Annotated in this window: 12 protein-coding genes; 1 reads left to right on the top strand and 11 read right to left on the bottom strand. The window is 29.7% G+C overall.

Annotated features, from left to right (window positions below; genetic code table 11):
• Positions 1-113 precede the first annotated feature (113 nt).
• The 11 genes from MPF19_RS17340 to MPF19_RS17290 form a co-directional block, all read right to left on the bottom strand.
• Positions 114-602, bottom strand: a complete 489-nt coding sequence (locus MPF19_RS17340; protein WP_249989528.1) for a thioredoxin family protein — start codon at positions 600-602, stop codon at positions 114-116.
• Positions 603-1,093: 491 nt separating this feature from the next.
• Positions 1,094-2,188, bottom strand: a complete 1,095-nt coding sequence (locus tag MPF19_RS17335) for an AMP-binding protein (protein ID WP_249989526.1) — start codon at positions 2,186-2,188, stop codon at positions 1,094-1,096.
• Positions 2,185-3,150 (bottom strand): CPBP family intramembrane glutamic endopeptidase, encoded by a 966-nt coding sequence (locus MPF19_RS17330; RefSeq protein ID WP_203394557.1) that lies wholly within the window; start codon positions 3,148-3,150, stop codon positions 2,185-2,187. Before MPF19_RS17330 ends, MPF19_RS17335 begins: the two co-directional genes overlap by 4 nt.
• Before the next feature lie 2 nt (positions 3,151-3,152).
• Entirely contained in the window at positions 3,153-4,190 is a 1,038-nt protein-coding gene (locus MPF19_RS17325; protein ID WP_249989525.1) for an o-succinylbenzoate synthase, read from the bottom strand.
• Between the two features lie 9 nt (positions 4,191-4,199).
• The gene (locus MPF19_RS17320) at positions 4,200-4,715 is read right to left on the bottom strand and encodes an SRPBCC family protein (protein ID WP_203394555.1); all 516 of its coding nucleotides are present in this window, start codon (positions 4,713-4,715) and stop codon (positions 4,200-4,202) included.
• 1 nt (position 4,716) lies between these two features.
• Positions 4,717-5,394, bottom strand: a complete 678-nt coding sequence (locus MPF19_RS17315; protein ID WP_249989523.1) for a metal-dependent hydrolase — start codon at positions 5,392-5,394, stop codon at positions 4,717-4,719.
• 27 nt (positions 5,395-5,421) lie between these two features.
• Positions 5,422-6,330 carry a 1,4-dihydroxy-2-naphthoate octaprenyltransferase gene (gene menA, locus MPF19_RS17310; protein WP_249989521.1) on the bottom strand — a complete coding sequence of 303 codons (909 nt, stop codon included), beginning with the start codon at positions 6,328-6,330 and terminating at the stop codon, positions 5,422-5,424.
• 84 nt (positions 6,331-6,414) lie between these two features.
• On the bottom strand, positions 6,415-7,194 hold the full coding sequence (locus tag MPF19_RS17305) for a (Fe-S)-binding protein (RefSeq protein ID WP_249989519.1): 780 nt from the start codon (positions 7,192-7,194) through the stop codon (positions 6,415-6,417).
• A 74-nt stretch (positions 7,195-7,268) separates the two neighbouring features.
• Positions 7,269-8,585 carry a 4Fe-4S dicluster domain-containing protein gene (locus MPF19_RS17300; RefSeq protein WP_249989517.1) on the bottom strand — a complete coding sequence of 439 codons (1,317 nt, stop codon included), beginning with the start codon at positions 8,583-8,585 and terminating at the stop codon, positions 7,269-7,271.
• Between the two features lie 17 nt (positions 8,586-8,602).
• Positions 8,603-9,574 carry an MlaD family protein gene (locus MPF19_RS17295; RefSeq protein WP_249989516.1) on the bottom strand — a complete coding sequence of 324 codons (972 nt, stop codon included), beginning with the start codon at positions 9,572-9,574 and terminating at the stop codon, positions 8,603-8,605.
• Between the two features lie 54 nt (positions 9,575-9,628).
• The gene (locus MPF19_RS17290; protein WP_249989514.1) at positions 9,629-10,690 is read right to left on the bottom strand and encodes an N-acetylmuramoyl-L-alanine amidase family protein; all 1,062 of its coding nucleotides are present in this window, start codon (positions 10,688-10,690) and stop codon (positions 9,629-9,631) included.
• 123 nt (positions 10,691-10,813) lie between these two features.
• Here MPF19_RS17290 and MPF19_RS17285 point away from each other — a divergent pair, with 123 nt between their 5' ends.
• Positions 10,814-13,474 (top strand): putative LPS assembly protein LptD, encoded by a 2,661-nt coding sequence (locus MPF19_RS17285; protein ID WP_249989512.1) that lies wholly within the window; start codon positions 10,814-10,816, stop codon positions 13,472-13,474.
• Positions 13,475-13,567: the final 93 nt, after the last annotated feature.

Genomic DNA, 13,567 nt, shown 5'->3' with positions numbered 1-13,567 from the left:
AATCTTCACTATTTTAATTGTAGCAACTTACACACTAAGAAAATGGAATAAAACTAGGGATGAACAAAATTCTAAACCAAAAAAACCGAAGCTATTAGCCTCGGTTGTTTAATTTAATAATTTTCTATTACTGATTGAATAAAAGGATAATAGTAATCTGTTAAAATTAATCCTTTTTTATAACCAATTATTTTTCCTTTATGGTTTACAAAAACTAATGTTGGAAATGTTCTTATTTGAAACTTCCTTTTTAAATCATTATTTATTTCTATTTTATCAGAAGAAATTAAATCTAAATTTCTAGGACTATCTGCTTCATATAAAATTAAATCTTTGTCTGCTATATCCTTAAATTTTTGAGTATGAAAAAGTTTCTTATCTAATATTTTACAAGGTCCACACCAATCTGAACCCGTAAAATAAATAAGTACTGGTTTATTTTCGTTTTTAGATTTCTTTAAAGCATCCTTAAAAGTAGGCTGCCAATTTAAAGAAATTGTTTCTTCTAATTTAATTTTATGTTCTTCTATAATTTGTTCTTGTGCAACAATGTTAGCTACAGAAAAGAAACAAATAGATAAACCCAATATAACATTTTTCATGAATGGTAATTTCATCAAAAATATCAAAAATAATACCAAAAAAAAAATTCTATAGAAAACTTGAGATAAATTAAAAGAAACCCGCTACCTTTTCAATTATTAAGACCTAAAACTAAATCCAAAAGATTAAGGTTACAAAAACAAAAAGCCGTAATTAAAAAATTACGACTATAGTTATTCCTAGGATATAATAAATTCAATCCCCCAATTTAATTATTACATATTATCTTCAGAATAAGAACAAATATACAATAGTTTAAATACATATTAAAGAATAAACTCCACTAAACTAAAACATTAACTAATTATTAAGGCTACCTTTACCATATCTTAAAAAATTAACATAATAAACATTATTGACTATATTCTGATAAATAGATAGCTTAAAACATATAATTTTTTTATAAAAAAATAAATAAAATCCATTAAACACCCTATAAAACAACAAAAAAAGAAAATAAAGATTTAAAAGATTACCGCCTAAACATCGATTAATATTTTAATAAATCTAGTGTTTTTTTACGTTGTACTTTTTTGGTATCCGTTTCTATAAATTCATTCACAAAATAAATATCTTTTGGAACTTCAAATTTTTTAAGTAATTTTAATTGTGCTATTTCTAATTTTAGAGACTTTTTAAATTCCACTGAAGCGAAAGGTTGCTCCACAACTAAAACAAGCTTCTCCCCTAGTTGCTCATTAGGAATTCCTGTAACAAAAAACCGATTTGAAATAATCTTCGATAATTTTTCTTCAATTATTTCCGGATGCAATTTTACACCTCCAGAATTTATTACGTTATCTAAACGACCTAACCATTCAAATTGATGATCAGAAACTAAATAAATACTATCATTTGTAAAAATAACTTCATTTGAAACATTTGGAGCTTTAATTACCAAACAGTTTCTAGCGTCTTTATAGATTTCTACATTGGGTAATGTTTGATAAAATTCTTTTTGAAAAGATTTCTGTTCACTATCTACTTGAATTGACAAAGGATTATTCAACCTTTTAACAGCAATATGCGTTATGGTTTCTGTCATACCATAAGTAGCAAAAACAGCACAAATAGAAGTCTGAATTTTTGCTTGTAATTGGTTAGAAACTACGCCTCCTCCAACAATTAATTTTTTAATTTGAGGTAGCTCAGCTAAAGAATTCTCTAACTGTAACGGAACCATAGCTGTAAAATCATACTGCTTTTTTATCCCACGTAGTGGAAAAGAATTTGGAGCTACTACATCTAATTGCCAACCTAAAACTAAGGCTCTTATCAACATCATTTTACCAGCTATATATTCTGTTGGCAAACACAATAAAGCGATGGTATTTTCTTTTAAATCAAAAAACGTTCCGGTAGCTAAAGCAGAATTAATCATCTGACTTTTTTGCAACTTTATCTCTTTTGGAACTCCTGTAGAACCGGAGGTTTTAACAATAATAAAAGTATCCTTAGAAAACCAATTTTCTAAAAATTGATGGATATCATCAGAAAAACCAGCAGTATACGTTAGCATTTCCTCTACAGAAGCAAATGAAATTCCATTTAATTGAAAACTTGTATGAAATCTATCTAATTTCAATCTTCTAAAATTCTATAGTTTTCTTTTAAATTTACAGGTTCTTTAATCTTTCCTGTTAGTTTCTCTATCCAATTTTTCCATCCATATTTTTTAGAAAAAACAAATAAAAGTAGTGGATATAAAACTAAAACAGGGAAAAACATTTCCCAACCCACAGAAGGCTCAGAAGTATCTACATATAAGGCATCCGTTTGAAAAACAGTCCAATTGGTGGTTACAAAAAATGCAGCTACAATATTATTAATGGCATGTAATCCAAGAGACAACTCGGTTCCTTCATCCATTAAAGTGGTAATTCCGTAAAAGAAACCTGTACCAATATAAAAAACCATAGAAATATAACCTAGTTTTTCAACCTCAGGATTTGCTCCATGCAATAAACCAAAACAAACAGAAGTTAATACCAAAGGCAACCATCTGTTTTTAGCCAAAATACCCAAACCTTGCATAAAATAACCTCTAAATAATAATTCTTCAAACGAAGTTTGAAAAGGTAAAAACAGAAAAGAGACCGCTAATAAAGTAAAGAAAGGAACAGGTTTAAAATTCCAAACATAGTTTTCTGGTGATAAAAAAATACCAGCCATAATTACTACTGTAGAGATAATTCCCCAAGAAATAAAACTAAACCAAAAACGTTTCCAATCTATTTTTTTTCTACTGGTAACCAATGATGTAACCGTTCTTTTATGGATATATTTAACTCCAACAATTAAGCTAACTAAACCAAAAAAGAACATTAAAATCATAAAAAATAAGAAGAGATTTTTATCAATTCCTAAGGTCATAAAATTATCTTGAGCTGCTTTTGTAAACTCCGCCATGTTTGCAGAATGCATAATCGCTAATGCCATTAAAGGCAATACGCCAATAATTTGCCATCCTGCAAATACTAACATGATGGTTAATACCCAATAAAACCACTCATTTCGACCTTTATATGCTTGTTGTATGTAATTCATGTTTATAAATTAAAATTCCAGTTTTGAGCTGGATTGTATTGTAATGTTCCGTTTTTAACTACTAACGGACTTGTAAAATTATTTGTAAATAAACCACCAGTTCCCAAACCTTGTGGCAAATCACTTTTTAAGGTATGTGTAAATTGCGCAATCGCATTTAACCCAATATTACTTTCTAAGGCAGATGTAATCCACCAATCGCTATTTATTTCTTGAGCAAATTTAATCCAATCTAAACTCCCTGCAAAACCACCAATTAGACTTGGTTTTAAGATAATGTATTGTGGTTTTATTGTCTGCAACAATTGTTTTTTTTCTTCGGATGAAAACACCCCAATTAATTCTTCATCCAATGCAATTGGTAAAGGTGTTTGTTCACATAAAGCAGCCATTTCTTCTATTTGACCTTGCTTAATAGGTTGTTCTATAGAATGAATTTCTAATTCGGATAAACGTTTTAGTTTTTCTAAAGCATTCTTAGGATTAAAAGCGCCGTTTGCATCTACTCGTAATTCTATTTCTTTCGAAGAAAATTCTTTTCGAATGGATTTTAACAACTCAATTTCAGCATCAAAATCAATAGCACCAATTTTCATCTTGATACATGAAAAACCAGTTTCTAATTTTTCTTTAATTTGCTTTTTCATGAATTCTTTTTCTCCCATCCAAATTAAGCCATTTATAGAAATCGCTTCTTTTCCTTTGGTAAATTCTGATGGAAATAGCTCAAACTTATGCTCGCTTTTAAGCGATAAAAAAGCTTGTTCTAAACCAAATTGAATCGATGGAAATTCTAAGAGTTCATAAAGTAGCCACTCAAGCCCTTTATCTATATTATTACAAACCCAAATAAGTTTTTCTTTATAATTAGGAACATCATCAATACTTAAACCTCTAAACAAACCTGTTTCTCCAATACCCGTTTTACCATTTTCTTCTAAAATGATAAACCAAGTTTCTTTGGTTCTTAAAATCCCTCGAGATGTTCCACTTGGATTTTTAAAATTGAGTATGTATTTATTATATTTAGCTTTTATCAAAAGAAAGAATTATTGTTTTTCTGCAAACGCTTTAAAGTTATTTAAATACGATTGATCTTGTTCTATAAAAGTACCTTTAAAAAAAGGAAAAACACATGCCATTAAATATGTTTCACTTTGGCAACTCACATTTAAAGTTATGGTTGTAACTCCGTTTTCTTCAGTAAAAGTATAATCATCTTTTTTAAGCATTCCTTCTGCATCAAAAAACAAGGTTACCTTTTCATTTGGTACGTATGCCATTACTTTTTCGGTCATGGTTATTTCTTGACCTTGATTTAGAACAACAATTTTATAAATACTTCCTGTTTTTCCCGGATTGTCATTCATTACCTCGAAAGACTGTACTTCTGGAATCCAATTTTTTATATCTTCAGAATTGTTGAAAATTTTAAATACCTCTTCAACAGATTTATTTACAGAAATTGTAGCCGTATAAGTTGTTTCTTTTACAAACAAACCCGTTAATAGAAAAGCGACTACAATCGTAGAAATGATTCCTAAAATAATTTTAATTGTTTTCATTTTATATATGTATATTTTCTCCTATTTCTAAAACGATTAACTCTTTTCCTTTTGATGCAAATTTAGACTTAGCATCGTTAGCATCTATTTCTATTGGTGGAAATGTATTAAAATGACAGGCAATTACTTTATTACATTCTACTAAATCACTTGCAATAATTGCATCTTCAACTCCCATTGTAAAAGTATCTCCAACCGGCAAAATAGCAGCATCTAGCTTGGTAAACATCGGTATCAACTTCATATCCATAGTTACAGCTGTATCTCCGGCAACGTATAAATTTTTATCTTTAGATGTAATCACAAAACCTCCTGGTACACCTCCATAAGTACCATCTGCAAAAGAAGAAGTATGAATTGCATTTACATATTTTGCCGAAAAGTTTTCTGTAATAAAAGTTCCTCCGTGATTTAATGCATGCACTTGTAAATCTTTTGCTGCATAATACATCGCTATTTCATAATTAGAAACAATAACTGCATTTGTTCTTTCTGCAATTACTTCCGTATCTAAAACATGATCTTGATGCGCATGTGTTAACAAAATAAAATCTGCTTTTAAGCTAGAAATATCTATTTGAGATGCCAATGAGTTTCCAGAAATAAAAGGATCTATTAAAATATTAATTCCGTTTATTTCTATTGAAAAACAAGAGTGTCCTAAAAATTTAATCTTCATATCTTACAATTATATTTGAATTCTAATTTACAAAATTTGACCAACTCCAAAAAGTATGGCAAACAAAAAAGTACTTAATGCTACTTTTTTAAGTTCACTGTCTAATTCTGCAGGAATTTTATTTTTTGCTACTGTTTTTACGTTTTTAATTAATGGAACGAAAGCCACCAAAAAAAGAAGTTGATAAATTGTTTTAAAGTCGAAAAAAACATAGAGACAAGCAATCGCTAAAGCTCCAAAAATTAAAAAATAATGGTATTTTTTCGCCGTTTCATTACCTAATTTAACTACTAATGTATTTTTATTATTCTTTTTATCCTCTTCCCTATCTCGTAAATTATTTAGATTTAAAACAGCTGTACTTAACAAACCAACGGAAATTGCAGGCAAGAAAATAGCGTAATCAATTTGTTTTATATACAAGAAATAACTGCCCACAACGCTTAATAAACCAAAAAATAAAAAAACAAAAACATCACCAAAACCACTATAACCATAGGCTGAATTACCTACTGTGTATTTTATAGCTGCCGCAATTGAGGCAATACCTAAAACAAAAAATAAAATTGAATACCCAAAATTTTCTTTTCCAAAAGAAACATAAATCAATAATAAAGCTATTATTAAGGTGATAATTGTGGTAACTATCATAGCCAATTTCATTTGTTTCGGCGTAATTGCTCCTGATGAAACCATACGTGCTTCTCCTGTTCTATTTTTATCAGAACCTTTTATGCCATCTCCATAATCGTTTGCAAAGTTTGATAATACCTGAAAACCAATTGTAGTTAAAATTGCCAACCAAAAAATAGGAGATTCAAAAATTGAAATCTGATTATTCAATTGATCAATTCCTAAAAAACTTCCAACAATAATTCCTGAAACGGATAAAGGTAAAGTTCTTAAACGAGCAGCTTTTACGTAGTTTTTAATCATCTTTAGAACAAAAATTCTGACTTATTTAAAATGATATTCCCGCATAAGCGGGAATAATAAATATATTTTTAAACGTTGGTTATTTTATAATTTATTAGCTTCTGCTATTAACTCTGCAATATCTTTAACAACCACTTCTGCTTCTTTTTCTTTAAATTTAATTCCGTCTGTCATCATGGTATTGCAATATGGGCAACCTGTTGCTATAATATTTGGTTTGGTTTCTAAAGCATCTTCTGTTCTTAAAACATTAATCTCCTTATCCCCTTTTTCTGCGTCTTTAAACATTTGCGCTCCTCCTGCTCCACAACATAAAGCAGTAGCTTTGTTGCGTTTCATTTCAGTTAAATTAACACCTAATCTTTTTATTAATTCTCTGGGAGATTCATAAACGTCATTGGCTCTCCCTAAATAACAAGGATCGTGAAAGGTTACTCTTTTTCCTTTTAAAGTAGTGTCGTCAATCTTTAAACGCCCTTCTTCAATTAAATTTTGTATAAATTGTGTGTGATGAAAAACTTCATATTTACCTCCTAAACCAGGATATTCGTTTTTTAATGTATTAAACGAATGCGGATCACAAGTGACAATTTTTTTCACTTCGTACCCATTTAACACTTCAATATTCATCATTGCTTGCATTTGAAACAAGAATTCATTTCCTGCTCTTTTTGCTGCATCTCCAGTAGAAGATTCTTCGGTTCCTAAAACTGCAAAATCTACTTTAGCTTGATGTAATATTTTTACAAATGCTCTTGATATTTTTTTTGCTCTATCATCATAACTTCCTGCTGCTCCAACCCAAAACAACACTTCTGGTTGCTTACCTTGAGCCATCATATCTGCCATTGTTGGTACCATCATAAATTATAAATTTTAAATTATGAATTATGAATTAGTACAATTCGTAATTGATAATTGTTAATTGAAAAATTATTTTACTCCTCGTTTGCCCAGTTTAATCTGTCTTGTTGATTGTATTGCCAAGGCGCACCGTTATTTTCGATGTTTGTCATCATCATATTTAACTCTTGTGGCGCTGCACTTTCTTCCATTACTAAATATCGTCTCATATCCATAATAATAGATAATGGATCGATATTTACAGGACATTCCTCTACACAAGCATTACAACTGGTACATGCCCAAAGTTCTTCTGGAGAAATATAATCGTTTAATAATTGTTTACCATCATCAACAAAAACACCTTTATTAGCATCGATATTTCTACCAACTTCTTCTAAACGATCACGAGTATCCATCATGATTTTTCTTGGTGATAATTCTTTTCCTGTAAGATTTGCAGGACAAGCAGATGTACATCTACCACATTCGGTACATGTATAAGCATTCATTAACTGAACCCAACTTAAATCTGCAACATCAGACGCTCCAAATTTTTCTGGAATAGCTTCTTCTTCTCCTTCTGGTGGCGATGCATAAGGATCTGCATCAGGATCCATCATTAATTTTACTTCAGTAGTAACAGAATCTAAATTTGTAAACTGTCCTTTTGGATTTAAATTTGCAAAATACGTATTAGGAAATGCTAATAGTATATGTAAATGCTTAGAATAATATAAGTAGTTTAAGAATACTAAGATTCCTAAAATGTGAATCCACCAACAAGTTCTTTCTATGGTATGCAATCCTTCTGCAGAAAAACCATCAAATAATGGTGTAATAAATTGGCTTATTGGATTTCCTATACCTGCTTGCTGAAAATGAACATCAGTGGCATTCATCACCAAAAACAAGGTCATTAACACCATTTCAAAATAAAGAATGTTATTTCCATCTTTTTTAGGCCAACCTTTCATTTCTTTACTAAAGAAACGTTTTATGTTAGATACATTTCTACGTAACCAAAAAATTACAACTGCTACAAAAACTAGCGCCGCTAAAATTTCGAAAAAACCAATTAAAAATGCGTAAAAACCATCACCTAAAACTTCTTGAAAAATTCTATGTGACCCAAATAATCCATCAATAATAATTTCTAAAACTTCTATATTTATAATTATAAAACCAACATAAACAATGATATGAAGAAATCCGGAAAGAGGTCTTTTTACCATTTTAGATTGCCCTAGTGCAATCTTAATCATATTTTTTAAACGTTCTGGTTTTTTATCTTTTCTATTAACATCTTTACCTAAGTTGATATTTCTTATTAATTTGCGAATATTCATCACAAAAAAACCAAGTCCGAAAGCTAACGCTAACGCAAAAATTATATTTGGCAAGTATTGCATATTAAGTTTTTATAAAATTAGTTATTAGCTTCTTTTTCTAATTCGGTGTCTTTATTAGGTGTGTAGGCTTTTGCTTTTTTACCAAATAATGAAAAATGTACAAATCTTTTTGGATGTAACTTCATTTCTCTAAGTAATTCTTCTAATTCTTTAGAAGCGTTTTCTAAATTTGTATACATGGTTTCATCGGTTATTAACTTACCAATGGTGCCTTTTCCGGTATTAATACCTTCTAACATTTTATTTACAGAATTAAGCGATACTTCCGCTTTTTTCATTATTTCACCAATATTTACCTTTGCTAAAGTATCAGAAACTTTTGCAAAATTTGCCGTAATTGTTTTTGTGTTTTTTACACTTTCTTTTAAATCAGAAGAGGTAGCGTTTATCATCCCATTAACAGAAACCATCATTTTTTTAACTTCTTTTAAAGTAGTTTCTAAACTGGTTACAGAATTTTTTAAACTATGTTGTGTGTTTGTATCTAAAACTTTATTTACATTTCTAAATAAAGAATCGGCGCTAACCATTACGTCTTCTAATTTTGCTTGAATAGGATCTAAACGTTCTCCTATAGAAGTAAATAAACTAGATTCAATTTGTCCTTTAAGATAATCTCCGGAGACGGCATCTTCTCCTTCATAATGAGGTATTATTGCCAAGTTAGACCCACCTAATGGGCTTGGAGAATATATTTTTACAACACTATTTTTAGAAAACTGAAAATCTTTATCAATAGAAAAACGAACTATTAATTCCCCTTTCTTATCTGCTGCTTTATTAAAGGCAATATCAACAACTTTACCCACTTTTAACCCATTAATAGTTACTAAACTAGATTCTGTTAAACCTCCAATATTTGAGTATTCTACTTTAAAGTAACGGGTATTTCCATCAAACAAGTTTTGTCCTTTTAAAAAATTATATCCCCAAATAAATATGAATATAATAATAACTGCTACAATTCCTGTTTTTAATTCTTTAGACATCCATAAAAATTTAATAACAAAACTACTAATAATTTTTGGTTGAGACCACCAAAACTATTGCATTTTAACTGCATCTTGTACAGATACCTTTTCTCCATTCTTAAAAGCAACGATAAATGCAGATGTATACCCTTTAGATTTTGCAAGCTTTAAAGATTTTTTTACTTTGGAATAGTTAGAAGAATTTCCATAATAATATTTATAATAACTCCCCACAGAGATTCTCTCTACATCTTTTAAGCCCTTAAAGTTATATGACTTGGTTGCTATTTTATTTCTTCCGGAAGCAATTTGAACTTTAAATAAAATATTTTCTACATCCTTTTTATCTACTACATTATTAACAACTGTGTTTATTTTTAAATTATTAATGTAATTTAAAACAGCATCAGCAATAGAATTCCCCATTTGTGCTTGCCCTCTTTTGGAATTTAAAAATCTTCCTTCTGTTTTATTGGTTAAAAAACCTAATTCTACCAATACACTAGGCATGATGGTTTCTCTTAAAACCTGAAAATTATCTTGCTTTACTTTTCTATCATGTCTTTTTAATTTTGAGGCCAAATTATACTGAATTAAACTGGCCATAGCCAAACTTCTATCTAAATTTTCTTCTTGTAAAAGAGATAATCCAATAACAGACTCTGCTGAATTTGAATCAAAACCTACATACTTATCTTTATAATTATCCTCTAAAAATATAGCTGCATTTTCTCTTTTTGCAATTTCTAAGTTCTTTTTATTACCTCTTAATCCCAAAACAAAAGTACCTGCTCCATAAGCATTTGATGTATGAGAATCGCAATGTATCGATATAAATAAGTCTGCTTTTGCATGATTGGCTATATCTCCTCTTTTCCATAAATCTATAAAAACATCCTTATTTCTAGTATAAAGTACTTTTATATCTTTCTTTTCAGATAGCTTTGCGCCTACTTTTAGAGCAACTTTTAAAGCTATATTTTTCTCTTTGTACCCATTACCTAGGTTTCCAGGATCTTTACCTCCATGACCTGCATCTATAACTATAACATATTTTTTTTGTGCAAACATTAATGATGAATTCATCAATAATGAGAACGCAAAGAGAAAAAAGAGAAGTTTTCTTACTTTCATCTTAATTTTGTGATTTTCTTTAATTTGCATCAATAAAATTTAACTATTTTTGGCTTCCTTAAATTTGGTGTTCCAAATATTGAGCCATACTTTTACCTTTATACAAAAATAGCATTTAAAGCATTGCAAACAAACCTATCATACATACTTTTATTTTGCTGTATTTTTTTTATAGAAACAGGCTTTTCTCAAGACCTAACCTCTGTAGATAAAACAGAAATTACTGACGTTAAGAAAGATTCTCTATTTAAGAGTAAAAAAGATTCTTTACTTTTAAAAAAAATAGACACTATAGCTTTAGATTCTTTGAAGCCAAAAGAAACCATAGAAGATATTATTGTACATGTTGCTAAAGACTACACCATACAAAATGCAAAAGACAAAACGGTTACTCTTTATAATGAAGCAAACATTACGTATACAGATATCGATTTAAAAGCGGGTATCATTGTTGTAGACTATAAAAAAAACACACTATTTGCAAAAGGAATTATAGATAGTACCGGTTATGTACAACGCCCAGTTTTTAAACAAGGATCTCAAGAGTCTGAACAAGATTCTATGATTTATAATTTTAAAAGTAAAAGAGCTTTAATCTATGGTTTAAAAACCAAACAAGGAGAAATGTTTACCTATGGTGAAAAAACCAAACGGGTAAATGATTCTACTATTTATGTAAGAAACATACGTTTTACTACTTCAGAAAAAGAAAATCCAGATTATTATATTGCCACAGACAAAGCAAAATTAGTGCCTGGAAAAAAAATTATTGTGGGTACAAGTAACCTGGTTTTGGCAGACATACCTACGCCTATCTTTTTACCTTTTGCCTATTTTCCAATCACTGAAACTAGTGTATCTGGGTTTTTAATTCCGTCTTTTGATACAGGTAGTAGTGACAGAGGTATTGGGTTTCAAAATGGTGGTTACTATTTTGCCATTAACGATTATATGGATTTAACGGTTTTGGGTGATGCCTATTCTAACGGAAGTTGGGGATCTAGAATATCGTCTAACTATAGAAAGAGATACCGTTTTAATGGTTCTTTTAGTTTAAATTTTGAAAATAACATTGATGGCATTAGAGGTTTTGATGATTATAGTAAATCTAACAACTTTAATATTAGATGGTCTCATAGTCAAGATTCAAAAGCGAGTCCTAACTCTAGATTCTCTGCATCTGTAAACCTAGGAAGTAGTAAATTCTTTAGAGAATCTCAAAATCAATATAACGTTTCTCAGACCTTAACAAACACCTTTAACTCTTCTATAAATTACAGTAAAACATTTGTTGGCACACCGTTTAACATGAACCTTACTGCCAGTCATCAACAAAACACAAATACAGAAGCAATTACAATGACTTTACCGTCATTAACTGTAAATATGAGTAGAATCTATCCATTTGCAGGCAAAAGAGGTATTCAAAAAACACCTATTCAGAAAATGGGTTTTACTTACACCATGCAAGGTCAGTATTTAATTAATACTACAGATGATGAATTTTTTACTAGTAAAATGTTTGAAACCGCAAGATCTGGAATGCAACATAAAACAGGTACTAGTACAAATATAAAAGCGTTTAAATATTTTACATTATCACCAAGTGCAAATTATGAAGAAACTTGGCAGTTTGATTATATTCAAAAAGATTACGATGTTACAGACAATGTTGTGGTAACCGATACACTTAGAGGTTTTAAAAGTTATAGAGAATACAATGCCGGTATTAGCTTATCTACTAATATTTACGGTACATTTAACTTTAAAAAAGGAAGATTAAAAACAATTAGACACACTTTTAGACCTTCTATTTCTTATTCTTATAGACCAGATTTTAAAGACAAATACATAAAACAAGTACAACAAAGTGCAGATGCAACAGATTTATTAGACTACACCGTTTATGATCAAGGCATTTACGGTGCTCCTTCTTCTGGTTTAAGTAATTCTATAGGAATTTCTTTGAATAATGTTTTAGAAGCTAAAGTGGCCCCAAAAGACCCAGATAGTGATGAGGAAGATGAAAAAATTACCATTTTAAATAATTTAAATTTTAGTAGTTCTTATAATATTGCTGCGGATAGCTTGCGATGGTCTCCTGTTAGTTTTTCTGCAGGAACACGATTATTTAAAGATAAATTATCTGTTAATTTAAGTGGTTCTATGGATCCTTATAAAGTAAATAGCGCAGGAGTAAGAATCAATGAATATAATGCAAATATTTTAAGGTTAACAAACGCTAATTTAACCGCAAATTATTCCATTTCTAGTGCAGATTTTGATAAGGATAAAAAAGATAAATCGAAACAAGACGGTAACGGAGGGCAAAATAATGTAGATGTTATTGGTGCAGACATAAACCCAACAGATAGATTTGGACAAAAAAATGCGATTAATACAGATGAAGAAGATAAAAATAAAGAAGCTAAGTTATATAGAGCAGATATACCATGGTCTATAAATTTAGCATACTCTACTAATTATACTAATAACGGTATAGACGGCGGAAGTATTGGTGTACACAGTATTATGTTTAGTGGTAATTTAGAACTATCCCCAAAATGGAAAATGGGGTACTCTTCTGGTTATGATGTTAAAGGAGGTGCTTTTACGTTTTCTAGATTTAATTTCACTAGAGATTTAGATAGCTGGCAGTTCAATTTTAATTGGGTTCCTTTTGGTACAAATTCTTCTTACACGTTTTTTATTGGTGTAAAATCTTCTGTTCTATCTGATCTTAAATGGGATAAAACTAAACCAGCGGATAGAAGGTTGTTTTAGTATTCAGTATTCAGTATTCAGTATTCAGTATTCAGTATTCAGTATTCAGTATTCAGTATTCAGTATTCAGTATTCAGTATTCAGTATTCAGTA

The sequence above is a fragment of the Polaribacter sp. Z014 genome, from assembly GCF_023555435.1.
In the GTDB taxonomy this organism is placed as follows: domain Bacteria; phylum Bacteroidota; class Bacteroidia; order Flavobacteriales; family Flavobacteriaceae; genus Polaribacter.
This window is presented reverse-complemented; position numbering and strand designations above follow the sequence as displayed.